Genomic DNA, 23,767 nt, shown 5'->3' on the forward strand with positions numbered 1-23,767 from the left:
ATGGCGGAGACCGCTAACGCCGTCCACAGAGGAGGTCCCGTGCGCACACCTTCGGGTGCCACGGCAGCATCCACCGCCGCGATCGTCGCGGCCGTCATCGTCATCAGCGCCGGCGCCGAGAGTTCGGCGGCCCCGGCCCCGCTCACCGCACCGGGACCCGCCGCCACCGGCTCCCAGGGCGACCACGACCACGGCCGGATCGAGGACAACCGCCGGGGCGAACTCGCCCCCACCGCCCTCCAGCGCCGCAGCGCCACCGCATCCGGGGCGACGACCCGGTGGAACACCCTCGGCACGCCCGCCACACTGACCGCCCGCACCGAGCCGCTGGCCACCGGACTGCCCGCCGAACCGGTCGCCGCCGCCGAGGCGTACGTGGCCGGCCACCTCGACGTCCTCGGTCTGACCGCGGCCGCCGCCGACTCCCTCGAACTACTGACCAGCGCCCCGCTCGGCGAAGGCGCCGCGGTCGTCTTCCGGCAGCGCTTCGGCGACCTCGTCGCCGGCACCGACGGCCTGCTCTCGGTCGGCGTCCGCGACGGCCAGGTGTGGTACGTGAGCTCCTCGCTGGCCCGCGACGTCTCCGCGCCCGCACCGGCCACCCTCACCGCGGCCGACGCCCAGCGCCTGGCAGCCGCCCATCACGGTGTCGTGGACCCCACCGTGCTGGGCACCAAATTGGTCGCCGTGCCGACCGCCGCCGGCCCCCGCGCCGCGTGGCAGGTCACCTTCGGCGCCGGCCTGACCGGCGACGCCCCCGAAGCGTGGACCACACACGTCGACGCCCGCGACGGCGCGGTGCTGGTCAGCGAGAGCATCGTGGACGCCGAGACGGACAACCCGCAGTGGGACGTCTTCCCGCACTCGCCGCCCGTGGACTACTCGTCCCGCGACACCCGGGTGACCTGGGGCGGCACCACCTGGGACGTCGACCCGGCCACCGGCACACCCACGTTCACCACCCGCGGCAACAACGCGATCACGGTCCACAACTGGACGTCGAACGACCCGTACAGTGTGGGCACCGAGACCGCCACGCCCAGCCCGACCCGCGACTACCGGTATCCGTGGGCCAACCAGTGGCACGAGGAGAGCTGCAACCCCGCGGTCTTCGACTCGCCGGAGCGCAACGACATCGACGCGGCCCGGGCCAACCTGTTCGCCATGCACAACCGGATGCACGACTGGTCCTACGGCCTGGGCTTCACCGAGGCGACCTGGAACATGCAGCAGGAGAACGGCGCCGCCGCCGGGCTCGACGGCGACTACGAGCAGGGCAACGCGCAGGCCGGCGGGATCAGCGGCGGCCCGCCCGGATTCGAGGCGCGCAACAACGCCAACCAGATCACCCCGCCGGACGGCCAGCCCACCACCACCAACATGTACCTGTGGCAGCCGATCGCCGGTGCCTTCTACGCGCCCTGCGTGGACGGCGACTACGACATGTCGGTGATCGCCCACGAGTACACCCACGCGATCACCAACCGCATGATCGCCGGACCGGACGCCGGCCTCAGCTCGCCGCAGGGCATGAGCGAGAGCTGGTCCGACCTGCTCGCCGTGGAATACCTGTCCGAGTACGGCTACCTGCCGAAGGGCGCCAACGCGTTCACCGTCGGCCAGTACGTGACCGGCGACCCGAACGCGGGCATCCGCAACTTCAACATGACCCGCAGCCCGCTCAACTACAGCCACGTCGACTACGACTTCGTCGGGCTGCAGGTGCACGCCTCCGGGGAACTGTGGAGCGCCACCAACTACGACATCCGCAGCGCGTTCGTGAAACGGTACGGCGCCGGCAACGCCAAGCTGCAGAAGTCCTGCGCCGAAGGGAAGACGCCGGTCACCAAGTGCCCCGGCAACCGCCGCTGGATCCAGCTGGTGTTCGACTCGTTCCTGCTGATGGCCACCAGCGCCAACAGCCAGGTGGACGCCCGCGACGCGCTGCTCGCCGCCGACCGGGTCCGCTTCGGCGGAAAGAACCAGGACATCCTCTGGAACGCGTTCGCCAAACGCGGCCTCGGTGAGACGGCCGCCAGCAACGGCGCCGGCGACGCCAACCCGGCACCCGGGTTCACCTCGCCGCACGCCCGCGAGGCGACGGTCACGCTGCGCCCGGTCGACGAGACCGGCAAGCCGGTCACCGGCGCCAAACTGTTCGTCGGCGACTACCAGGCCCGCGCGGTCCCGGTGGCCGACACCGACCCGGCGACCACCCTGGCCGACCGGGTCAGCCTGGTGCCCGGCAAGTACACCTTCCTGGTGCAGGCCCCCGGGTACGGCCACGCCCGCGTCGCCGCCACCGCGGTCAAGGCCGGTAAGACCACGACCCTGACCGTTCGGCTGCCCCGCAACCTGGCCTCGGCCACCTCCGGCGCCACCGCCACCGGCGACGGCATCAACCTGGCCCGGCTGATCGACGACGACGAGGCCACCAACTGGGCGTCGCTCGGCAGTGCCGTGGCCGGCAAGCAGGTCACCGTCGACCTGGCCGGCGAGGCGCAGCGCGTCCGCCGGGTCCAGGTCAGCGCCCTGCTACGCCCGGCGATCACCACCGGGGACCCGGACGTGGGCACGCAGAACCGCTTCTCGGCGCTGCGCCAGTTCAAGGTCCTGGCCTGCACCGCGACGGCCACCGTGACCTGTGGCGACGCGGCGAGCTTCCGGACCGTCTACACCAGTGGGCGGGACGCGTTCCCGTCGGTCGCACCCCGGCCGCGCGCCCCCGAACTGCTGATCACATCGTTCGACATCCCGGACGTCACCGCGACCCACCTGCGCGTCGAGGTGGTCACCAACCAGTGCACCGGCGCACCCGACTACGCCGGTGAGCAGGACGCCGACCCGCGCGCCGGCACCGACTGCGCCACCGCCAGCCCGCAGGCGCAGAACGTGCGCATCGCGGAGTTCCAGGCGTTCACCCGGTAACCTCGGCGACCGTGACCGATCCCGAGGACCACGCGGCGGGCCTGCCGCACTGGATGGTCACGGTCGCCCGAGCTCCAGCCGGGTCGGCCCGCCTGCTCCACTGGGTGGGCCGGCCCGGCGTCACGCTGTTCGACGAGGAGCGGAGTCTCCAGGCCGGCCGGGCGACCGTGGACCGGTTCCCCCGGAACCGGGACACCTCCATCGACTGGACCGGGGTGGCCGGGGCGGACACCGGTCAGACTGTCGAGGGTTTCCTTCGGGCCGGCCGCGGCGACGTGCTCGTCATCTGGGGCACCCGGATCGGGCCGGTGGCCCGGGTGACCGCGACGCTGCTGCTCGACCACCTGGCGGCGCTCCTGATCGACGGGATGCCGGTGTTCTGGCTGGTCCGCGACGGTCTCCTGCTGGAGTGCAACGGCCTGGAGGACACCGTGACGGTCATCCCGTCGCCGTCGGCAGATCTCCTGTCGTCCGGTGGCTTCGAGGGTGCCGCGGTGGTCACTGCGGTGCCGCCTCCGGTAGGTCTCCCGTCGTCCAGCGAGTGAGACGGCGCCGGTCGGCACCGCGGGTCAGCCAGGTGCCGTCGCCCAGGGTGATCGGCGGTGGTGCCGCGGCCGCGCCCTCGGCCGGGTCCGGCGGCGGGCCGTCCGTCTCGGTGGTGGTGGCGTCCGCCGGGTAGCGGATCGAGCCGATCACCTCGACCCGGCGGACGTCGACCAGCCAGTGCTGTACGTTGGCGTCGCCGTGGCCCTTGTCGCTGGTGCTCATCACCAGGCGGCCGTCGGCGGCCACGGTCAGGTCGGTCATGTCCCAGGCGCTGCGCGGGCCGTTGCCGGGCATCCGGTCCGCGAAGAACGTGCCGACCACGGCGTGGTCGCTGATCCGCTGGACGGCGAACTCCTCGTTGCGGGCGTGGCCGACGCTCAGGAACCGGTCGTCGAACGCGCCGAGCATCACCCGTTCGTCGCCGGTGACCCGGTCGACGTGCAGCTTTCCGTCGCGGAGCGTGCCCCACAGGGCGGGCGACCCGTCCTGGCCCTCGCCCACGCCCAGTCCCATCGTGGCCGGGTCGCGGTGCCCGACGTGGTGGGAGCCCTCGGTGGCGGTCGCGAGTTCGGCCTGGGCGAGGACGGTGCCCTCCTCCGCGTCCAGGACCACCCACAGTTCGCCCGTCGACACCTCGCCCAGTCCGCCCGTCGACACCTCGCCCGTCGACACCTCGCCGGAGTCGGCTTTCGGGACGTGCGCCCACAGGGTCCGGCCGTCGCTGCCGAAGGCCACCGAGCCGCTGCTGGCCCACCGGTGCAGGTCGTCGTCGAGCGGCACGAGCGGTGTCTCGTGCATCTTCGAGCAGCCCCAGCAGGCGTGCCGGTATTCCCACCGGATCCGGCCGTCACGGTCCACCGCGCGGACCGCCGTCATCCCGCTGAACACGGCGACGTTCAGGTCCGGCCCGACCACCGCCGACCCGTTGCGGGAGCCGGGCCAGGGCTGGGCGAACCGGGCTACCGGCTCGTTGTCCCGGTCGACGTCGAACACCACCAACTCGCCGGCGTTGCGAACGCTGACCAGCACCCGCCCCGGTGGTGCCGGGCTGAGTGGGCCCGCGACGCCTGCTCTGGCGAAGTCATTCGGCAGCGTGAACTCGCCCACCCGGACCGCCTCGATCTCCACCTGCCCATCATCGCGCAAGTCGGGGAGTGAGAAGGGAGTAGTTCGGCGGGTTCCGCTTGCATGAGGTGTCCGGCACCGCTAATTTCTCGATAATGAAAATCGCTTTCACTGGCAAGGGTGGCAGTGGGAAGAGCACCCTGGCCGCCCTCTTCGTCGGACACCTGCGTGCCGCCGGACACCGCGTCCTGGCCGTCGACGCCGACGTCAACGTGCACCTGGCACCACTGCTCGGGGTGACCGCCGAGTCCGGCGCCGCCCTGTCCCACCCGGACAACGCCGCCGCCGTCCGCCGGCACCTGCTCGGCGACAACACACTGATCGGCGGCCCGGACCGGTTCGTGGCGACCACCCCACCCGGCCCGGGATCCCACCTGGTCACCCTGGACCCGGCCGACCCAGTCCTCACCGGGCACGCGGTGGCCCTCGACCCGGCGACACACGTCATGCACGTCGGCACCTACGAGGCAGAGAACATCGGCAACGGCTGCTACCACGGGCACCTGGCGATCCTGGAGAACCTGCTCTCCCACCTGAACCCCGCCGACGGCGACTGGGTGGTCTGCGACATGGTGGCCGGCACCGACGCATTCGCGAACTCGCTGCACGCCCAGTTCGACGCGATCGCCGTAGTGGTCGAACCGACCCCGGAATCGGTGACGGTCGCCCGGCGCTACCGTGAACTGGCCGTAGCGGCGGGCGTCGACGACCTGCTCCTGCTCGTCGGCAACAAGGTCACCGACGAGGCGGACCGCGACTACCTGCGCCGGGAACTCGGCACCGACCCGCTGACCGCACTGACACTGCAGACGGGCCTACGCCGGGCCCGCCAGTCCGGTCGCGCCCCGAGCCCCACCGACCTGGACGACGCCACCCCGCTGCGACTGATCGCGTCCCGGGTCCGTCCGGTCCCACACTCCCGGCGCGAGGCACGCCTGCGCGAGCTGCACCTGAAGCTGGCCACGAAGACCTGGGTGAAGGCCACCCACGGTGACGTGACCACGCAGCTGGCCCCAGCCACCGCCTGACCCACCGTCGATCCCGCCCTATCGCGGCCAATACTGTCTTGGCCCGGGTAATCCCTTCTTGTCCCGGTCGATCCCGTCTTGTCGCGGTTAACCCTGCCTTGACGCGGTCGATCCCGTCTTGTCGCGGGCAACTCCGCAGCCGATCCGTGCTCCGGGTGCACCGGCACCCGTCGACGGGAGGGCAAGTGCACCCGGCTCGTGTTGTGGGTGCGCCTGCTGCCCTTCGGGGTGGTGCTTGCACCCGGCTCGTGTTGTGGGTGCGCCTGCTGCCCTTCGGGGTGGTGCTTGCACCCGGCCCGAGTTTCGGGTGCTCCAACCGCCCTTCAGGGCGGAACCCGCACCCGTTCGCGTTCTGGGTGCGCCGACCGCCGTCAGCGGGAGGTCGGGCGCACCCGATCCGGGGCCCGGGTGCGCCGACGTCGTTTATGGGCGGGTGGTTGCACCCGGTCGGTGTTTGGGTGCGGTGGCCGTCGCTCGGGGTGGTGCCCGTCCCCGGTGGCGGATCGGGTGCACTGACGGCCTCTCGGGGAGGCGACGGCACCCGGTCGCGCCGCGGGCGGGGTGGTGACTGCGCCTGGTCGTGCTTTGGGTGCGCGGGCTGCCGTTGGTGGGAGGTTGGGTGCACCCGATCTAGGGTTCGGGTGCGGGGGCTGCCCTTTGTGGGAGGGTGAGTGCACCCGAGGCGCGACCGGGTGCGGGCACCGCCTCGAGGAGCGGCCGGTGCACCCGAACCCCAGATCGGGTGCACCTGGCGCGCCCTGCCCGAGGTGTGATCGGGTGCGTCCGGCGCCCTGCCCGAGCCGCGATCGGGTGCGGCGACCGCCCTGTGCGGCGACCGCCCTGTGCGGCGACCGCCCTGTGCGGCGACCGCCCTGTGCGGCGGGTCAGGACGCGGGGGCCGTTGCGGAGACCTCACGCAGGATGTCGTCCACCCGCTCCTTCGCGTCGCCGAACAGCATCGCGGTGTTCTCGCGGAAGAAGAGCGGATTCTGCACCCCCGCGTACCCCGCCGCCATCGACCGCTTGAAGACGATCACCTCGCCGGCCTCCCACACCGTCAGCACCGGCATCCCCGCGATCGGCGACGACGGATCGTCCAGCGCCGCCGGGTTCACCGTGTCGTTCGCGCCGATCACCAGCACCACCGACGTGCCGGCGAAGTCGTCGTTGATCTCGTCGAGTTCGAGCACGATGTCGTACGGCACGTGCGCCTCGGCCAGCAGCACGTTCATGTGACCGGGCAGACGGCCGGCCACCGGGTGGATGCCGAACCGTACGGTCACCCCGCGCTCGCGGAGCAGCGACGTCAGCGCCGCGACCCCGTGCTGCGCCTGGGCGACCGCCATCCCGTACCCCGGCGTGATGATGACCGACTCGGCGGTGAGCAGAAGGTCCGCGACGCCGGAGGCGGTGATCTCGCGGTGTTCGCCGTGGTCCTCGCTGCCGCCGGGCCCGGCCTCGATGCCGAAGCCACCGGCGATCACCGACAGGAAGGAGCGGTTCATCGCCTTGCACATGATGAACGACAGGTAGGCGCCGGACGACCCGACCAGCGCCCCGGTCACGATCAGCAGGTCGTTCTCGAGCAGGAATCCGGCGGCGGCCGCGGCCCACCCGGAGTAGCTGTTCAGCATCGACACCACGACCGGCATGTCGCCGCCGCCGATCGACGCGACCAGGTGCCAGCCCAGCGCCAGCGCCACCACCGTCGCCGCGACCAGTGGCCACAGGCTCGGCGCCACCACGAACCATGCGGTCAGCGCCACGAACACCACCAGCGCGCCGATGTTCAGCGCGTTCTTGCCGGGCAGCATCAGGGGACTCGATCTCACCCGCCCGGACAGCTTGAGGAACGCCACGATCGAACCGGTGAACGTGACCGCGCCGATGAACACGCCGATCACCACCTCGGCGCCGTGGATGCCCAGCATGTCCCGGCCCGCCAGCAACGCCGCCTCGGTGCCGTCCGGATCGCCTTCCACGTGCAGGTATCCGTTCCAGCCGACCAGTACGGCGGCCAGGCCGACGAAACTGTGCAGCAGGGCGATCAGTTCCGGCATGCCGGTCATCTCCACCCGGGCGGCCCGGTGCAGGCCGATCGCCGCGCCGATCAGGGTGGCGGCCACCAGCAGTCCCAGGCCGGTCGTGCCGATGTCCCGGGTGACGGCCAGCGCGATCGTGGCGGTCAGGGCCACCGCCATGCCGGCGATGCCCAGCGCGTTGCCCGACCGGGCGGTCTCGTGCCGGGACAGCCCGGCCAGGGCCAGGATGAACAGCAGGGCGGCGACGATGTAGGCACCCTGCGCCGCGGTCTCGACGGTCATCATCGGCTCCTGGAGAACATGGCGAGCATGCGGCGGGTCACGGCGAAACCGCCGAAGACGTTGATCGAGGCCAGCAGTGTGGCGGCGACCGCGAGAGCGGTGACCGGGCCACCGCCGTGGCCGATCTGGAGCAGGGCGCCGACCACGATGATCCCGGAGATCGCGTTGGTGACCGACATCAGTGGCGTGTGCAGCGCGTGATGCACCTTGCCGATCACGTAGTAGCCGATCACCACGGCCAGGGCGAAGACGGTGAGGTGCCCGCGCAGGGCGGTCGGCGCCAGCGCGGCGAGCAGGAACACGACGGCTGCGCCGGCTCCGATCAGTATCGGTCGGCGTGCCGGTTTCGGTTCCGGCTTGGCGGGGGGCGGGATCTGTTTCGCGGGTACGGGTGACGCCGACACCGGCACGGGAGGAGGCGGCCACGTCAGCTCGCCGTCGCGGACCACGGTCACCGACCGCTGGACCACGTCGTCGAAGTCCAGCACCAGCCGCCCGTCCCGTCCCGGGGTCAGCAGTCTCATCAGGTTGACCAGGTTGGTGCCGTACAGCTGGGAGGCCTGTGCGGGCAGCCGGCCCGGCAGGTCGGTGTACCCGATGATCGTCACGCCGTTCGCGGTGGTCACCACCTCGCCCGGGACGGTGCCCTCCACGTTGCCGCCGTTCGCCGCGGCCATGTCGACGATCACGCTGCCGGGCCGCATCGACGCCACCATCGGCGCGGTGATCAGCCGGGGTGCCGGCCGGCCGGGGATCAGCGCGGTGGTGATCACGATGTCCACCTCGCTCGCCTGTGCCGCGTACAGCCGGGCGGCCCGTTCGGTGTAGTCACCGGACATCTCCTTGGCGTACCCGGTCGACGACACCTCCACGTCGTCCGCCTCCACCGCCAGGTATTCGCCGCCCAGCGACCTGACCTGGTCGGCGACCTCCGGGCGGGGGTCGGTGGCCCGGACGATCGCGCCCAGCGACCCGGCCGCGCCGATCGCCGCCAGCCCGGCCACCCCGGCGCCCGCCACCAGCACCTTCGCCGGCGGCACCTTGCCCGCGGCGGTCACCTGCCCGGTGAAGAACCGGCCGAACGCGTGCGCCGCCTCGACCACCGCGCGGTAGCCGGCGATGTTCGCCATCGACGACAGCACGTCCAGCGACTGGGCCCGGGAGATCCGCGGCACCGCGTCCATCGACAGCGCGGTGATCGGCCGGGCGGCCAGTTCGTCGACGAATCCGGGGTCGAGCCGCGGGTTGAGCATGCCGATCAGGGTGGTGCCCGCGGCGAGCCGGTCGAGGTCCGGCGGGTTGATGGTCAGCAGCACGTCCGCGGCGTACGGGTCGCCGATGCTCGCCCCGGCACCCGCGTAGGCGTCGTCGGTGAACGCGGAGGCCTCACCGGCGCCGGTCTCCACGACCACCTGGTAGCCGAGTTTCACCAGCTCGCCGACGGTCGTGGGGGTGGCCGCGACACGCCGCTCCGCCGGATGCGGGTCGCGCGGTACTCCGATGACCATCAATGTGACTCCCCTCGCCGGTAAAGGTGACATTAAGTGTTCGGGTCCCGGAATCCCAGGGTCCACCGGCCCGCGCGGCGAGGAGGACCGGCCCGGGGCGCGATCCGGCGGTAGGCTGACCGGCCATGCGGATCACGGCGGAGGACGGCCTGTCCCGGGACGAAGCCCTGGAACTCTATGGTGCCGTCGGCTGGCACGGGTACGTCAACGACCCGGACGCGCTGCTCCGCGGCCTGGCCGGCGCACACGTCCTGCTGACGGCCCGCGACGATGACGGCCGGCTGGCCGGCCTGGCCCGCACGGTCTCCGACGACGCCACCGTCTGCTACGTCCAGGACCTGCTCATCCACCCGGACATGCAGCGCCGCGGCGTGGGCCGTCTCCTGATGGAGGAGCTGAAGAGGCGGTACGCCCACTGCCGCTTCTTCGTCCTCTCCACCGACGCGGCCGGCACCGAGGACGCGCAACGCTCGCACCCGTTCTACCGCGCCCAGGGCCTGATCGAGCATGCGGAACAGGGCATGACCGCGTTCGCCCTCCCGGTGCGCCGCGGTCCGGCCCCGGACTGACCGGCCGGCGCGGAGAGAGCATCCTGCGATAAGACTTCCCCTGCCCGGACCGGCCACGATGATCGATATCTGTCCGTTCGGCGAAGGGAAGACGGGATGCCCGTCAGCCGTCAGATGCGTCTGCTCTCCCACCCGCCGGGCACCCGGCCGGTACCCGGTGAGGTGGCCCTGGAGAAGGTGGAGGTACCGGATCCCGGGCCGGGGGAGGTGCTGGTCCGTAACCTCTACATGGCCGTCGACCCGGGGCTGCTCCTGCGGATGCGGCCGCTCGACGGCCTGGTCCCGGACTTCCCGGTCGGCGAGGTGATGTGGGGCCACGCCCTCGGTGAGGTGGAGTCGTCGCGGGATCCGGCTCTGCGCCCCGGTGACGTGGTGCTGCACCGGCTGGCCTGGCGCGAGTTCGCGGTCGCACCCGCGTCCACCTTCCGCAAGGTGGACGCGGACGCGTACCCGTCGGTGTCGCACCATCTCAGCTCGGCGGTGGTCGCCTACGTCGGCCTGCGGCAGACCCGGATCGACCCGGGTGACACCGTGGTGGTGAGCAGTGCCGCCGGTGCGGTCGGCAGCGTGGCCGGCCAGCTCGCCCGGATCGGGGGCGCGGGCCGGGTGATCGGCAGTGTCGGCTCGGCCGCCAAGGTCGCGTTCGCGGTCGAGACCCTGGGCTTCGACGAGGCGTTCGACTATCACGACGGCTGGCCGGACCTCGGCGGCGTCGACGTCTACTACGACAACGTGGGCGGTCGTCAACTGGAGGCGGCGATCGACGCGATGCGTCCGCACGGCCGGATCCTGCTCAACGGTGGGACCGAGCAGCAGCTCACCGGCGAGACCTACGGCATCCGGAACATGCAGATGGTGATCGCCAAGCGGCTCACCCTGCAGGGTTTCACCACCGACGACCACCCGGACCTGCTCCCGGCGTTCGACCGGGAGTTCCCGGCGCTGGTCGCCGGCGGTGCGGTGGTGCTGCACGAGACGATCATCGACGGCCTGGAGAACATCATCGCCGCGACGCGGGCGCAGCTCGACGGCGCCTACCTGGGCAAGGTGCTGCTGCGCTTCTGAGCGCCGGGCGGCCCGGCGAGCGCGGCGCCCCGGCTGATTGCCGGGGCGCCGCGTCCGTGCGTTCGTCAGAGGACCTCGAGGGTACGGGGGAGAGCGCTCACGGGGGCAGCAGGCGGTGGAACGCGCGCAGGTCGTCGACGTACAGGTCGGGTTCCTCGAGGGCGGCGAAGTGACCGCCCCGGTCGAACTCGGTCCATCGCACGATGTTCGGGAAGGCCCGGTCCGCCCACGACCGGATCGGATGCGCCGAGTCGTGCGGGTACACCGCCACGCCCAGCGGGACGGGGAGCGGTGGCTGTTCGGGCGGCGGGGTGGCTGCGGTCGGCAGGATGTCGGCCACCTCGAAGTACAGGTGCGCGGACGATCCGGCGGTCGCGGTCAGCCAGTACAGCATCACGTCGGTGAGCAGCAGGTCACGGTCCACCGCGTCTTCGGGCACCTTCGGCGCGTCGGCCCACTCCCGGAACTTCTCCACGATCCAGGCGAGCTGGCCGACCGGTGAGTCGGTGAGCGCGTACGCGATGGTCTGCGGCCGGGTGGCCTGCAGTTTCATGTAGCCGGCGCCGTCGTCCAGGAACGACGCGAGCCGCCGCAGACGCCCCTGATCGGTCGCGTCCAGGTCCCGCATCGCGGCCGGGTCCGACGGCGGCGCGGTGACCAGGAAGTTGACGTGGGCGCCGCGGACGCCGGCGGGGTCCACCCCGGCCAGGGTGAGGCTGATCCAGGCGCCGATGTCACCGCCCTGGGCGAGGTAGCGGCGGTAGCCGAGGCGGCCCATCAGCTCCGCCCAGGCCCGGGCGATCCGGGTGATGTCCCATCCGGTCTCGGTGACCGGTCCGGACAGCCCGAAGCCGGGCACCGACGGGATCACCAGGTGGAACGCGTCCGCCGGGTCGCCGCCGTGCGCCCGCGGGTCGGTCAGCGGCCCGATCACCGGCAGGAACTCGGCGATCGACCCCGGCCAGCCGTGCGTGACGATCAGCGGGGTGGCGTCCGGTTCGGGGGAGCGGACGTGCAGGAAGTGCACCCGCGCGCCGTCGATCTCGGTGACGAACTGCGGGTGCTCGTTGAGACGTGCCTCGGCGGCACGCCAGTCGTACCCGTCCTGCCAGTAGGCGGCCAGTTCCCGCAGGTAGCCCAGGGGCACGCCGCGCTCCCAGCCGGTGCCCGGGATCTCCGCCGGCCACCGGGTCGCCGCGAGCCGCCGGTGCAGGTCGTCGAGCTGGTCCTGGGGGATGTCGATACGGAACGGTTGCACGTCTCCTCCTCGTCAGGCGGTGGCCGGCACCTTGCCGTCGAGGTGGACGGGGCAGTCCTTGCGGCCGTTCATGACGAAGCTGCCCTGCGGTTCGAGTTTCTCCCGCGGGACGCTGAGCCGGACGTCCGGGTACCGTGCGAACAGCGCCGGCAGCATGATCAGGGTGGCCACCTTGGCCAGCCGGACACCCAGGCAGTAGTGCACCCCGTGGCCGAAGGTCAGGTGGGTCTTGTCCGGGCGTGCGGCGTCGAACACGTCCGCGGTGTCGCCGTGCAGGCGCGGGTCGCGGCCGATGCCGGCGTAGTCGATCAGTACCGGGTCCCCCTGGCGCACGGTGACGCCGCCGATCGTGAAGTCCTCGGTGGCGAACCGGAACGGCAGGTGCGCGACGGGGCACTCGACCCGCAGCGTCTCCTCCATGACGTCCTCCCAGGAGATCTCGCCGCTGTCCAGCCGGGTCCGCAGACCGGGGTCGGCGAGCACCGCGATGATCGCGTAGTTCAGGGAGTTGACCATGGTTTCCGAACCGGCGCCGAGCATCAGGTGCAGCGTGCCGATCAGCTCCGAGTCGCTCAGCTTCGAGCCGTCCTCCTCCTGGGCGGCGATCAGCGCGCTGGTGAGGTCGTCCGCCGGATGCTCGTGCTTGTAGGCGACCAGGTCGGCGATGGCCTTCTCCCACTGGTCGATGTTGGCCTCGGCCTGTTCCGGGGTGAGCCGGGTGTCCACGTTGACGTGCCCGCCGCGCAGCACGTCCTCCTGCGCCTCGGGCGGTACGCCGAACAGCTCGCACATCAGCCGGGCCGGCAGCGCCTGGCAGTACCGCTGTTTGAGATCGACGACCTCGCCGCTCGGCGTACGCCCGATGTCGTCGAGCAGGTCGTCGACGATCTGGCGGATCCGCGGGGCCATGCCCTCGACCCGGCTGGTGGTGAACGCCTTGAGCAGCAGCCGGCGCAACCGCGCGTGGTCCGCCCCGTCGTGGGTGGCCATGTTGTCCATCGCCGCCCAACTGATCATCGGCCAGTCGCGGGGGATCTCCCCGTTGATGTACGCCGGCCAGCTCCGCCGCGGATTCTTCGAGAACCGCTCGTCGAGCAGGATCTCCTTGGCGAGCTCGTAGTCGTGCACCGACCAGGCGGTGACGCCGCCGGGCAGTTCGACCAGGGCGATCGGACCCTGCTCCCGCAGGAGCGTGGTCTCCGCGTGGGTGTCGGTTCCCTGGGTGTCGAGGAGGTGGGGACACTGTGCCTGAGCCATGGAACGTCGCCTTTCGTGATTACCCGGTCCCGCTGGATCGACCTCACGCTAAGCCCGTGACCATGGACCATGATTCTTCGAGATTGCGATGATGGTGCCCATGACGACGGACCCCCCGTTCGACGATCTGTTACGCGGACTGGTGCCGGACGTGCTGGCGATGCTGATGCGCCGGTACGGCTCGTTCGACGCCTGCGAGGACGCCGTCCAGGAGGCGCTGCTGGCCGCCGCGGTGCAGTGGCGTTCCGGCGGGGTGCCGGACAACCCCCGCGCCTGGCTGTTCACCGTGGCGGCCCGGCGGCTCACCGACCAGGTCCGCAGCGACGTGGCCCGGCGCCGCCGGGAGGCCACCACGATGGCGATGCGACAGTCCGCACCGGACCCGGACGGCGCACCGGACCGCGACGACACCCTGACCCTGCTGCTGCTCTGCTGCCATCCGTCCCTGCCGGCCCTGTCCCAGGCGGCGCTGACCCTGCGTGCGGTCGGCGGCCTGACCACCACCGAGGTGGCCCGCGCCTTCCTCACCCCCGAGGCGACGATGAAACAGCGGATCAGCCGGGCCAAGCAGCGCCTCCGGGCGAGTGGTGAGCCGTTCCGCCCGCCCGCGCCCGAGGACCTGCCGGCCCGTCTGCGGGTGGTCCGGCACGTGCTCTACCTGATCTTCAACGAGGGGTACGCCACCGGCACCGGCCCGGACCTGGTCCGGACCGACCTGACCCGGGAGGCGATCCGCCTCACCCGTGATCTGCGCCGATTGCGCCCCGGCGACCCGGAGACCGACGGCCTGCTGGCCCTGATGCTGCTGACCGAGGCCCGCAGCCCGGCACGGACCCGCGACGACGGCGTTCCGGTGCCCCTCGACGAACAGGACCGGACCCGCTGGGACCGGGTGGCCGTCGCCGAGGGGACCGCGCTGATCACCGGGGCGCTGGCGGCCGGCACGGCCGGCCCCTACCAGGTGCAGGCGGCGATCGCGGCGGTGCACGCCGAGGCGGACCGGTCCGCGGACACCGACTGGCCGCAGATCCTCGGCCTCTACGACATCCTCCAGCGGATCTCACCGAGTCCGGTGGTGGCGCTGAACCGGGCGGTCGCGGTGGCGATGGTGCACGGTCCACGGGCGGCGCTGGGCCTGCTCGGCAGCCTGGAGGCGGACGACCGGCTGGCCGGTTCGCACCGTCTGGAGTCGGCCCGGGCGCACATGCTGGAGATGGCCGGCGACCACGGTGCCGCGGCGGACGCGTACACCAGCGCCGCGAACCGGGCGCCCGGCGAGGCCGAACGGCGTTACCTGCGGGAACGCGCGGGCCGTCTGCGATAGTGCGGGTCCCGGCGGGGGATCGTCCCGGTCACTCCCAGAGCGGGCGGATCTCGACAGTGCCGTACCGCGCGCCGGGATGCCCGGCGGCGATCTCGGTGGCCTCGGCGGCACCGGAGCAGTCGATGATGTCGAAGCCGCCCATCTGCTCCTTGGTCTCCGCGTACGGACCGTCGGAGACGAGCAGCTTGTCGTCACGGACCTGCACCGTGCTGCCCTCGCCGGAGGGGCGCAGCCGGCCGCCGGTCAGGCGGGCACCCCGGCTCTCCAGGCCGCCGACCCAGGCGCCGACCGCGGCCAGGTGCTCCGCGGCCTCCTCGGGACCCATCGTGAGGGACTCGTCGACGTGGACCATCAGCAGGAACTTCATCGTCAGCCTTCCGAGCCCGGCCTTCCGGCCACCGCAGGACCGCTAGCAACGTATCAGTCCCCGTGACCGTCCGCTGTGCACGGACGGGTGGATCCGTCCGGTGATCGAGAGCAATCTCGAAGATGCGGTGCACCGCCGCCCGTAGCCAGGCTCTTCCCTGACGGCACTAGTCCGGGGAGGCCACATGAGCGAGCGCATCGGTGATCGGGCGGTGGTGCTGGGCGGGAGCATCGCGGGCCTGTTCGCCGCCCGGGTCCTGGCCGACCACTACCACCGGGTGACGATCGTCGACCGGGACGTGCTGCTCGGCACCGACGGCCCGCGCCGCGCGGTTCCGCAGGGCCGGCACATCCACGGCCTGCTGGCCCGGGGCCAGCAGATCCTCGAGGAACTGTTCCCCGGCTTCACCAAGGAACTGGCCGCGGCGGGCGTGCCGGTCCGCGACTTCGGGACCAGCCTGGGCTGGCACTTCGCCGGCCGGCCGATCCGGAAGGTGGACACCGACCTGGTGTGCGTCTCGGCCGGGCGGTGGCGCCTGGAGTCGGAGATGCGCGACCGGGTGGCGCTCCTGCCCGAGGTGACCTTCCTGGAGGGCACCGACGTGGTCCGGTTGCGCGGGACGCCGTCCGGCGACCGCATCCGCGGTGTTCAGGTCCAGGCGCACGACGGCTCGCAAGAGGCCCGGTGGCTGGACGCCGACCTGGTGGTGGACGCCACCGGCCGGGGCACCCGGGTCCCGCGATGGCTGCGGGAGATGGGCTTCCCGCAGGTCGAGGAGGAGCAGGTCAAGGTGGACCTGACCTACACGAGCTGCGACTTCGCCACGCCGTTGCCCGCCGACCCGATCGGGGACGGGATAGCGGTCATCGCGGTCGCCACCCCGGGTAGTCCGCGGGGCGCCACGCTCGCCCGGCTGCCCGACCGGTACTCGCTGTCGCTCAACGGCCTGCTCGGCGACAAGGCGCCCACCGACTACTCCGGCTTCCTGGAGTACGCGCGGACCCTGCCGGTGCCGTCCGTCCACGCAGCGGTCCGGGACGCCGAACCGCTGGGTACCCCGGTCGCCTTCCACTTCCCGGCCAGTGTCCGCCGCCGCTACGAGCGGATGTCGCGGTTGCCGGAGGGCCTGCTCGCCCTCGGTGACGCGGCCTGCGTCTTCAACCCGATCTACGCGCAGGGCATGACGGTCGCCGGGATCGGTGCCATCGTGCTGCGCGACCACCTGCGCCGGGGCCCGGGTGCGCCGTCCCGCGCGTACTTCCGTGACCTGGCCGCCGCGATCGACGCGCCCTGGGACATGTCGGCCGGTGGTGACCTCGGCTTCCCCGGCGTCCGGGGCCGCCGGACGCTGAAGGTCCGGATGGGCAACACGATCATGCCCCGGCTGCAGGCCGCCGCGACCCGGGACGCCGAGGTGTCGCGCGCCTTCATGCGGGTCGCCGGACTGGTCGACCCGCCCGCCGCCCTGATGAACCTGCCGCTGATGTCGCGGGTGCTGCGGCCGTCCCGGCACCGCTGACCCCGTTCCGACCCGGAGGAGAGAACCATGACCTCGACCACCTCGACCGGCACCCGCCTGGACCCGGTACGGCGGGCCACCGCCACGGTTCCGCTGTTGCGCGAGCACGCCCTCTGGGGCGAGCAGAACCGCCGCCTGCACGACGAGGTCCTGGCCGCGCTCGGCGACGCCGGGATCTACCGGATGCGGGTGGCCACCCGATACGGCGGCCTGGAGGTGGACGCGACGACGCTGCTGCGGACGGTCGTCGAGGTCGGCCGGGGTGACGGGTCGGCCGCCTGGCTGACCTCGGTGTGGTCGATCTGCGCCTGGCTGGCCGGTCTCTTCCCCGACCACGTGCAGGACGAGGTCTTCGCCGACCCGGACACCCGGGTGTGTGGCGTGCTCAGCCCGACGGCGACGGCGGTGCCGGCGTCCGGCGGGATCGTGGTGGACGGCCGTTGGCAGTTCATCAGCGGTGCCCGGCACAGCGCCTGGCAACTGGTGCTCGCCATGGCACCCACACCGGACGGCGCCGCCCAGTGGCCGGTGATGGCCCTGATCCCGCTGTCCGAACTGGAGATCGTGGACGACTGGTTCACCGCCGGGCTCCGTGGCACCGGCAGTGTGGCCACCGTGGCCCGCGAGGTGTTCGTGCCCGCCGACCGGGTCCTGCCGATGCCGGCCATCCTGCAGGGGCAGTACGCCTCCGCCGCCAACGCCGCCTCGCCGGTGTTCCAGGCGCCGATGATCGCCACCGGCTGTGTGTCGTTCGCCGGCACCGCGGTCGGCCTGGCGTACGCGGCCCGGGAGAACTTCCTGGAGCGGATGCCCACCCGCAAGATCACCTACACCGACTACGCCGCCCAGCGGGACGCGCCGATCACCCACCTTCAACTCGCCGAGGCCACGCTGAAGGCCGAGGAGGCGGAGTTCCACGCCGCCCGCCTCGCCGCGAAGGTCGACGAGCGCGCGACGACCGGTGAGCCGTGGACGCTGCTCGACCGGGTCGGCGCCCGGGCCGCGCTGGGCCGGGTCTTCCAGCTCGCCAAGGAGTCGGTCGACGTGCTGACCACGGCCAGCGGCGGTTCCTCGATCTACGAGACGGTGCCGATCCAGCGCGCCGCCCGGGACATCCAGACGCTCAACCTGCACGCCCTGATGCACCCGAACACCAACTACGAGCTCTACGGCCGGGTCCTGTGCGGACTCGAGCCCAACACCATGTATCTCTGACTCCTGCCACGGGGAGGAACCACGATGGCCGACACCGTCACCCGCAGACCTCCGAGCCGGACGGCGGCACTAGTGCTGCTGTGCCTCGCGAGTTTCATGATGATTCTCGACTCCCAGATCGTCATCCTGGCGCTGCCGTCGATCCAGGACGGTCTCGGCCTGCCCCCGGCGCAGGTGCAGTGGGTGTTGACCGCCAACGCCATCGCCTTCGGCGGCCTGCTGCTGTTCGGCGGGCGGCTCGCCGACCTGCTCGGCCGGCGGCGGATGTTCATGATCGGGGTGGCCGGGTTCACCGTCACCTCGATCATCTCCGGCCTGGCCTGGGAGGGGCAGGTGCTGATCGCGGCCCGCGCGCTGCACGGCCTGTCGTCGGCCCTGATGGTGCCGAGCGCCCTGTCCATCCTGATGAACACCTTCCCGGAGGGCCGGGAACGCAACCGGGCGATCGCCGCCTGGTCGGCGGTCGGCGGGGTGGGCGCGGTGGTCGGCCTGTTCGTCGGCGGCGGCCTGACCACCGTACTGGGCTGGCAGTGGGTGTTCCTGGTGAACGTGCCGGTGGTGCTCGGCGTGCTGCTGGCCACCCCGTTCGTGCTGCGGGAGAGCCGGGACCAGCGGCGGGACCGGACCCTCGACGTGGCCGGGGCGGCGACGATCACCGGCGCGCTGGTCGCCCTGATCTACGCGGTGGTCAACGCCCCGGCCGTCGGCTGGGCGGACGTGCAGACCCTGGGACTGCTCGGCCTGGCGGTGCTGCTGGTCGCCCTCTTCGTCCTGGCCGAGTCCCGGTCGGCGGCGCCGCTGGTGCCGCTGCGGATGCTGGCCATGCGGACGGTCACCACCGGCAACCTGCTGATGGCCCTGGTCGCGATGATCGCCTGGGGCGAGGGCGTGATGATCTCGCTCTTCACCCAGCAGGTGCTCGGCTACTCGGCCTTCGAGTCCGGTCTGGCCAGCTCGGTCATGCCGATCGTGGCGGTGGCCGGGGCGTACGTGGGGCAGGCGCTGGTGAACCGGCGCGGCTTCAAGGTGGTCGCGGCGGCCGCGGCGATCGCCCTGGGCGCCGCCTGCCTGCTGCTCGCCCGGATGCCGGTGGACGCCACGTTCCTGGCACACATCATGGTGCCGTTGGCGGTCTTCGGCCTGGGCCTGGGGATGGGCAACACCACCGCGTCGATCGTGGCGCTCACCGGGGTCGCCGAGCCGGAGTCCGGCCTGGCCTCCGGGATGAACGCGGCGGCGTTCCAGATCGGTGGTGCGATCGGCACGGCGGTCGTCACCACCGTGGCGGTCTCCGTGACCGCGGGTTCGGAGGCGGTGCCGGACCTCGCCGAGGGCTTCCAGGCCGGGTTCCTCGTGCTGGCCGTGGTAGCGGTGATCACCCTGGTCTCCAGTGTGATCCTGCCGCGCCGGGCGGTGTCACCGGCGCCGGCCGGCGGTGACCTGGAGCCGGTCGAAGGAGTCCCGCAGACGACCTGACCCCCATCTCCCCCGATGGGTACCGGGCCACGACCGAGGGATGCGGTCGTGGCCCGGTGCTGTCACCCCGTACCCCGGAAGAGATTTCTCGCCGTGGAATGTCGCCCACGGATCTTCCGCACCGACGTGTCCATGAAAGGCCGTCGCGGACATGGGCGGCCGCAAGGATCGAGGAGTTGACGATGAGTGCACCGCACATCGAGTCGCCGCGGATCGTGAGCCGGGAGCAATGGCTGACCGCACGCCGCGAACTGCTGGCGCGGGAGGATGCCTCGGCCCGGGCTCTCGCCGAGCTGGAGGAGCAGCGGCGGTCCCTGCCGATGGTGGAGATCGATCAGGAGTACGTGTTCGAGGGCCGCACCGGCAAGGCCACGCTGCCCGAGCTGTTCGAGGGCCGCGGCCAACTGATCGTGTACCACTTCATGTTCGACCCGTCCTGGGACGCCGGCTGCAAGTTCTGCTCGTACCTGATCGACAACCTGGGCGACCTGTCACACCTGCACGCCCGGGACACCACGATCGCGGTCGTCTCCCGCGCGCCCTACCCGCGGATCGAGGCGTTCCAGGAGCGGATGGGCTGGACCGTGCCGTGGTACTCGTCGTACGGCAGCCGGTTCAACTACGACTTCCACACCACCCAGGACGAGACCATCGCTGCGGTGGAGTACCTGTACCGGACCAAGGACGAGCTGATCGACGCCGGCCTGGACTGGATGACGCAGGGCGAGCAGGCCGGGCTCAGCGTCTTCCTCCGGCGCGACGACGCGGTCTATCACACCTACTCGACCTACGGTGACGGCACGGCACTGCTGCACGGCATCGACAACTACCTCGCCTTCACCCCGCAGGGCCGTCCCCGGCTGGAGGAGAAGGGCGGCTGGCTGCGCCACCACGACAAGTACCGCGAGGGACAGCGATGAGCGCGCCGGAGGTCGCCGTCGTCATCCCGACCTACGACCGGGCCGAACTCCTCCGGGACGCCCTCGATCACCTGACCCGGCAGAGCCTGCCGGTGGACCGGTTCGAGGTGATCGTCTCCGACGACGGCTCGTCCGACCACACCCGGCAGGTGGTGGAGGAGTTCACCGGCCGTCTCGACCTGCGGTACACCTACCAGGAGGACGACGGGAACCGGGTCGCCGCCGCCCGCAACGCCGGCGCCCGCCTGGCCACCGCGCCGATCCTGGTCTTCCTGGACACCGGACCGCTGTTCGGCCCGGACTTCCTGGCCGCCCACGTCGCCGCCCACGGCGATCTCAGCGAGCCGCGCGCGGTCGTCGGGTACGCCTACGGCTACAACCCCGAACTGGACATGTCCTGGCTGCTGCCCGAGGTACGCCGGCTCGGGCCGGTCGCGACGGTGGAGAAGTACGCGACCGACCCCCGGTTCCGCGACATCCGGCACGGCCTGCTCAAGGAGATCGACTTCGACTTCTCCCGGCGGCTCGCCCCGTGGCAGCTCTTCTTCACGCTGAACTGCTCGGTCCGCACCGAGGACTTCCACGCGGTCGGCGGTTTCGCCGAGAGTTTCGTCGAGTGGGGCGCCGAGGACCTGGAGCTCGCGTTCAAACTGTTCCGCCACGGGGTCGGGTTCCACTTCTCGGCCGAGGCGTGGGTGGTCGACGTCCCGCACCCGCGGGACCTCTTCGACCTGCGGGAGCAGCTCGCCCGGCAACTGGCCCGGTTCCTCGACCTGCACCGTGAGCCGGTGATCGAGATCGGGTACGCCCTGACCCTGCGCCACCTGCTCTGGAGCTGGGAGGCCGACTACGCCGACCTGCTCGAGTGGCAGGCCGAGGCGGAGGACCTCGGGGTGGCCGCCGAGCTGACCGAGGCGGTACGGGACCTGCCGCCCGGCACCCGCCTGGTGGTGTTCGGCGCGGGCGGCGACATCCCGGACGGGCTCCCCGAGACGACCACCCTGGTCGAGTTCGATCCGGAACACGTGGCGAAGGCCCGGGAGTCCGGCCGGCACCCGGTGCTGTACGCGCTCGGCCTGAGCACCGAACTGGCCGGTCACTCGGCCGACGTCGTGCTGATCACCTCGCGGCTGTCCGGGCTGTGGGCCCGCTGGTCCGCCGAGCTGCGGGCCGAGGCGAACCGGATCGGCCGGGACGTGCGCACGGCGCCCGGACTCGAGACGAACGTGGAGAAGGCCCATGACCGATAGCGAGGTGGCGGCGGTCCCCACCGTGGACGCCGACCGGCGGACCGTCGACCGGGCCCGGTGGGCGATCACCCTGGTGTTCTTCGTGAACGGTCTGCTGATCTCCACGTACCTGGTGCGGATCCCGTCACTGAAAGCCTCCCTCGGACTCGGCGAGACGACTCTCGGCGTGGTGCTGACCTGCTACGGCGTGGCGGCGCTCGGGTCGATGCAGAGCGTCGGCCCGCTGGTGGCCCGGTTCGGCAGCCGCAACGTCGTCCGGGTCACCCTCGCCGCGCTGCCGTTCGCGCTGGCCGGCATCGGTGTGGCCGGCGACGCCCGGCAACTGGCGGTCGCGGTGGCGGTGGCCGGCGGCGTGCACGGCACCCTCGACGTGGCGATGAACGCGCACGCGGTCGCCGTGGAGAAACGCCGCGGACGACCGATCCTCAACGGATGTCACGCCGCGTGGAGCATCAGCGCGATCCTGTCGTCGCTGCTCGGGGCGGCGGTCATCCGGGCCGGTATCCCCGTGTTCGACCACATGCTGTGGGTGGCGGTGGTGCTGTTCGCCGCCGGTCTGCCGCTGACACTGTGGCTGCTGCCGGCCTCGGCCGACCGGGCCGCACCGGCGTCCGGCGACGGCGGCGGCCCGGCCCGGCCCGGCTGGCGGACCGGCTGGACCCGGACCGTGGCGGTGTTCGGGGCCATCGGTCTGGTGCTGATGCTCTGCGAGGCGGCGGTGATCAGTTGGAGTGGGGTCTTCCTGCACGAGGACCGCGGGGCGAGCCTGGCCGTGGCCGCGTTCGGGTACGGCGCGTTCACCCTGTTCCAGACCCTCGGCCGGCTCACCGGTGACCGGCTCACCGAACGGTTCGGCCGGACCGCGGTGTTCCGGGCGTACGCGTCGATCGCCGCGCTGGGCTTCGGGATCGTGCTGGTCGGGGACTCCCCGGCACCCGCTCTCGCCGGGTTCGCGGTCCTCGGCTACGGGACCTCGGTGCTGGTACCGCTGATCTTCAGCGCGGCGGGGCAGGCCGGCGGGGAGGGCGCGGGGGCGGCCACCTTCGTCTCCCGGATCACCACCTTCACGTACGCCGGGATCCTGATGGGCCCGGCGGCGGTCGGCTGGCTCGGTCAGGCGTTCGGGCTGAGCTGGACGTTCGCCGGGCTGATCCCGTTCATGCTGGCGGCGGTGCTCCTGGCCGGGGTGATGCGGTCGGTCGACCGGCCCGCCGCGGTCACCGGCTGACCCGCGGGCCGGCGAACTGTCCGGGGCGGCGGCCGGCGCCGGTGCCGCCCCGGTACGCCTGCGCGACGGTCAGCCACTCGCCGGCGATCTCCCCGGTCACGGTCAGCGCCACGTCGTCACGGTGCCGGCGGCGGGTCACCAGCAGGCAGAAGTCCTGCACCGGGCCGGTGACGCGCTGGTCGGCACCGGCCGGCCCGTACGTCCACACCGCACCGGACGGCGCGGTCAGCTCGAACCGGAACGGGACGTCCGGGGGAGTCCGGTCGCGGACCGTCCACCCGTACCCGTGATTGGTCATCGCGAACGCCACCACGTGCCGCAGCCGGTCGGTCGGCTCGCGGACCACGCCCAGCGTGTCGGCCAGGTCCTGACCGTGGGCGAACAACTCCATCTGCGCCGCCGACGCGAGCAGGGACACCGGCAGGGGCCGGGCCAGCCACGGCACCGGCCGGTCCGGTGCGGATGCCGCCAGCGCCTGCTGCGACGCCGCCCGTTCGGTGCGCCACTGGGACAGCAGCACCTCCGGCGACCGGTCCACGATCTCGGCGACCAGCCCCTCCACCACGGCGTCGAAGTCCGGGCCGTACCGGGAGACGGTGTCCCGGAACGCCCCGGGATCGGTCACCGCCAGCCGGCCGAGACGGAACACCGAGGTCAGATGGGCGTACTGGTGCCGGACCTGCCAGCCGGGCGCCGGCGTCGGCCGTTCCCAGCCGGCCAGCGCCGGGGCGGTGAACAACCGGTCGAACCGGTCTGACTCGGCGATCAGATCCGCGACGACGGACATGGGAACCTCCCGGTGGCGGGGTGCGGGGACGTCTTCGAGCATCGGTGTGCCGGTGACGGGTGTCTTCTCCGTG

Annotated in this window: 19 protein-coding genes; 12 read left to right on the forward strand and 7 right to left on the reverse strand. The window is 72.0% G+C overall.

The window, feature by feature from the left end; genetic code table 11:
- Nucleotides 1-39: 39 nt before the first annotated feature.
- Nucleotides 40-2,928 carry a M36 family metallopeptidase gene (locus tag QSK32_RS04025; RefSeq protein ID WP_285471223.1) on the forward strand — a complete coding sequence of 963 codons (2,889 nt, stop codon included), beginning with the start codon at nucleotides 40-42 and terminating at the stop codon, nucleotides 2,926-2,928.
- An 11-nt stretch (nucleotides 2,929-2,939) separates the two neighbouring features.
- Nucleotides 2,940-3,473 (forward strand): hypothetical protein, encoded by a 534-nt coding sequence (locus tag QSK32_RS04030; RefSeq protein WP_285471224.1) that lies wholly within the window; start codon nucleotides 2,940-2,942, stop codon nucleotides 3,471-3,473.
- Here QSK32_RS04030 and QSK32_RS04035 read toward each other — a convergent pair.
- Nucleotides 3,427-4,602: a hypothetical protein gene (locus QSK32_RS04035; protein ID WP_285471225.1), complete on the reverse strand. Its 1,176-nt coding sequence runs from the start codon at nucleotides 4,600-4,602 to the stop codon at nucleotides 3,427-3,429. The genes QSK32_RS04030 and QSK32_RS04035 overlap by 47 nt on opposite strands.
- A 92-nt stretch (nucleotides 4,603-4,694) precedes the next feature.
- On the opposite strand from QSK32_RS04035, the gene QSK32_RS04040 reads away from it, so the two are divergent.
- Nucleotides 4,695-5,627 carry an ATP-binding protein gene (locus QSK32_RS04040; RefSeq protein WP_045743711.1) on the forward strand — a complete coding sequence of 311 codons (933 nt, stop codon included), beginning with the start codon at nucleotides 4,695-4,697 and terminating at the stop codon, nucleotides 5,625-5,627.
- A gap of 884 nt (nucleotides 5,628-6,511) precedes the next feature.
- Here the strand turns inward: QSK32_RS04040 and pntB are convergent.
- A complete protein-coding gene (gene pntB / locus QSK32_RS04045) occupies nucleotides 6,512-7,951 on the reverse strand; it encodes a Re/Si-specific NAD(P)(+) transhydrogenase subunit beta (protein ID WP_285471226.1) in 1,440 nt (479 codons plus the stop codon).
- Nucleotides 7,951-9,459, reverse strand: a complete 1,509-nt coding sequence (locus QSK32_RS04050) for a Re/Si-specific NAD(P)(+) transhydrogenase subunit alpha (RefSeq protein WP_285471227.1) — start codon at nucleotides 9,457-9,459, stop codon at nucleotides 7,951-7,953. Before QSK32_RS04050 ends, pntB begins: the two co-directional genes overlap by 1 nt.
- A 125-nt stretch (nucleotides 9,460-9,584) precedes the next feature.
- On the opposite strand from QSK32_RS04050, the gene QSK32_RS04055 reads away from it, so the two are divergent.
- Both QSK32_RS04055 and QSK32_RS04060 read left to right on the forward strand, forming a co-directional pair.
- Nucleotides 9,585-10,028 (forward strand): GNAT family N-acetyltransferase, encoded by a 444-nt coding sequence (locus QSK32_RS04055; RefSeq protein ID WP_285471228.1) that lies wholly within the window; start codon nucleotides 9,585-9,587, stop codon nucleotides 10,026-10,028.
- 96 nt (nucleotides 10,029-10,124) lie between these two features.
- Nucleotides 10,125-11,093 carry an MDR family NADP-dependent oxidoreductase gene (locus QSK32_RS04060; protein WP_045743715.1) on the forward strand — a complete coding sequence of 323 codons (969 nt, stop codon included), beginning with the start codon at nucleotides 10,125-10,127 and terminating at the stop codon, nucleotides 11,091-11,093.
- Between the two features lie 97 nt (nucleotides 11,094-11,190).
- Here the strand turns inward: QSK32_RS04060 and QSK32_RS04065 are convergent, their stop codons facing one another.
- Both QSK32_RS04065 and QSK32_RS04070 read right to left on the reverse strand, forming a co-directional pair.
- Complete coding sequence (locus tag QSK32_RS04065; RefSeq protein ID WP_045743716.1) at nucleotides 11,191-12,351, reverse strand: epoxide hydrolase family protein; 1,161 nt, start codon at nucleotides 12,349-12,351, stop codon at nucleotides 11,191-11,193.
- 12 nt (nucleotides 12,352-12,363) lie between these two features.
- Nucleotides 12,364-13,608: a cytochrome P450 family protein gene (locus tag QSK32_RS04070; protein WP_045743717.1), complete on the reverse strand. Its 1,245-nt coding sequence runs from the start codon at nucleotides 13,606-13,608 to the stop codon at nucleotides 12,364-12,366.
- A 100-nt stretch (nucleotides 13,609-13,708) separates the two neighbouring features.
- On the opposite strand from QSK32_RS04070, the gene QSK32_RS04075 reads away from it, so the two are divergent.
- Nucleotides 13,709-14,932: an RNA polymerase sigma factor gene (locus tag QSK32_RS04075; protein ID WP_285471229.1), complete on the forward strand. Its 1,224-nt coding sequence runs from the start codon at nucleotides 13,709-13,711 to the stop codon at nucleotides 14,930-14,932.
- Nucleotides 14,933-14,960: 28 nt separating this feature from the next.
- Here QSK32_RS04075 and QSK32_RS04080 read toward each other — a convergent pair whose 3' ends face one another.
- Entirely contained in the window at nucleotides 14,961-15,299 is a 339-nt protein-coding gene (locus tag QSK32_RS04080; RefSeq protein ID WP_285471230.1) for a YciI family protein, read from the reverse strand.
- A gap of 184 nt (nucleotides 15,300-15,483) precedes the next feature.
- Between QSK32_RS04080 and QSK32_RS04085 the strand changes: the two genes are divergently transcribed.
- The 6 genes from QSK32_RS04085 (at nucleotide 15,484) to QSK32_RS04110 (ending at nucleotide 22,907) form a co-directional block, all read left to right on the forward strand.
- On the forward strand, nucleotides 15,484-16,818 hold the full coding sequence (locus QSK32_RS04085; protein ID WP_285471231.1) for an FAD-dependent oxidoreductase: 1,335 nt from the start codon (nucleotides 15,484-15,486) through the stop codon (nucleotides 16,816-16,818).
- Nucleotides 16,819-16,845: 27 nt separating this feature from the next.
- Nucleotides 16,846-18,033: an acyl-CoA dehydrogenase family protein gene (locus QSK32_RS04090; protein ID WP_045743720.1), complete on the forward strand. Its 1,188-nt coding sequence runs from the start codon at nucleotides 16,846-16,848 to the stop codon at nucleotides 18,031-18,033.
- Between the two features lie 24 nt (nucleotides 18,034-18,057).
- The gene (locus tag QSK32_RS04095) at nucleotides 18,058-19,509 is read left to right on the forward strand and encodes an MFS transporter (protein WP_045743721.1); all 1,452 of its coding nucleotides are present in this window, start codon (nucleotides 18,058-18,060) and stop codon (nucleotides 19,507-19,509) included.
- Nucleotides 19,510-19,706: 197 nt separating this feature from the next.
- On the forward strand, nucleotides 19,707-20,429 hold the full coding sequence (locus QSK32_RS04100; protein ID WP_211275413.1) for a DUF899 domain-containing protein: 723 nt from the start codon (nucleotides 19,707-19,709) through the stop codon (nucleotides 20,427-20,429).
- The gene (locus QSK32_RS04105) at nucleotides 20,426-21,679 is read left to right on the forward strand and encodes a glycosyltransferase (RefSeq protein ID WP_285471232.1); all 1,254 of its coding nucleotides are present in this window, start codon (nucleotides 20,426-20,428) and stop codon (nucleotides 21,677-21,679) included. The genes QSK32_RS04100 and QSK32_RS04105 overlap by 4 nt, the downstream gene beginning before the upstream one ends.
- Nucleotides 21,669-22,907 carry an MFS transporter gene (locus QSK32_RS04110; protein WP_045743724.1) on the forward strand — a complete coding sequence of 413 codons (1,239 nt, stop codon included), beginning with the start codon at nucleotides 21,669-21,671 and terminating at the stop codon, nucleotides 22,905-22,907. The genes QSK32_RS04105 and QSK32_RS04110 overlap by 11 nt, the downstream gene beginning before the upstream one ends.
- Here QSK32_RS04110 and QSK32_RS04115 read toward each other — a convergent pair.
- Complete coding sequence (locus QSK32_RS04115; RefSeq protein WP_285471233.1) at nucleotides 22,897-23,694, reverse strand: TIGR03084 family metal-binding protein; 798 nt, start codon at nucleotides 23,692-23,694, stop codon at nucleotides 22,897-22,899. The genes QSK32_RS04110 and QSK32_RS04115 overlap by 11 nt on opposite strands.
- Between the last annotated feature and the right edge of the window lie 73 nt (nucleotides 23,695-23,767).

Origin of the sequence: Actinoplanes sp. NBRC 101535, assembly GCF_030269225.1 — a bacterium.
GTDB lineage: Bacteria > Actinomycetota > Actinomycetes > Mycobacteriales > Micromonosporaceae > Actinoplanes > Actinoplanes rectilineatus.

Excerpts from the sequence above, each read along its gene's own strand:
- QSK32_RS04040 (WP_045743711.1), top strand. The coding sequence starts at position 4,695 with ATGAAAATCGCTTTCACTGGCAAGGGTGGCAGTGGGAAGAGCACCCTG.
- pntB (WP_285471226.1), bottom strand. The coding sequence starts at position 7,951 with ATGACCGTCGAGACCGCGGCGCAGGGTGCCTACATCGTCGCCGCCCTG.
- QSK32_RS04050 (WP_285471227.1), bottom strand. The coding sequence starts at position 9,459 with ATGGTCATCGGAGTACCGCGCGACCCGCATCCGGCGGAGCGGCGTGTC.
- QSK32_RS04055 (WP_285471228.1), top strand. The coding sequence starts at position 9,585 with ATGCGGATCACGGCGGAGGACGGCCTGTCCCGGGACGAAGCCCTGGAA.
- QSK32_RS04060 (WP_045743715.1), top strand. The coding sequence starts at position 10,125 with ATGCCCGTCAGCCGTCAGATGCGTCTGCTCTCCCACCCGCCGGGCACC.
- QSK32_RS04070 (WP_045743717.1), bottom strand. The coding sequence starts at position 13,608 with ATGGCTCAGGCACAGTGTCCCCACCTCCTCGACACCCAGGGAACCGAC.
- QSK32_RS04075 (WP_285471229.1), top strand. The coding sequence starts at position 13,709 with ATGACGACGGACCCCCCGTTCGACGATCTGTTACGCGGACTGGTGCCG.
- QSK32_RS04080 (WP_285471230.1), bottom strand. The coding sequence starts at position 15,299 with ATGAAGTTCCTGCTGATGGTCCACGTCGACGAGTCCCTCACGATGGGT.
- QSK32_RS04085 (WP_285471231.1), top strand. The coding sequence starts at position 15,484 with ATGAGCGAGCGCATCGGTGATCGGGCGGTGGTGCTGGGCGGGAGCATC.
- QSK32_RS04090 (WP_045743720.1), top strand. The coding sequence starts at position 16,846 with ATGACCTCGACCACCTCGACCGGCACCCGCCTGGACCCGGTACGGCGG.
- QSK32_RS04095 (WP_045743721.1), top strand. The coding sequence starts at position 18,058 with ATGGCCGACACCGTCACCCGCAGACCTCCGAGCCGGACGGCGGCACTA.
- QSK32_RS04105 (WP_285471232.1), top strand. The coding sequence starts at position 20,426 with ATGAGCGCGCCGGAGGTCGCCGTCGTCATCCCGACCTACGACCGGGCC.
- QSK32_RS04110 (WP_045743724.1), top strand. The coding sequence starts at position 21,669 with ATGACCGATAGCGAGGTGGCGGCGGTCCCCACCGTGGACGCCGACCGG.
- QSK32_RS04115 (WP_285471233.1), bottom strand. The coding sequence starts at position 23,694 with ATGTCCGTCGTCGCGGATCTGATCGCCGAGTCAGACCGGTTCGACCGG.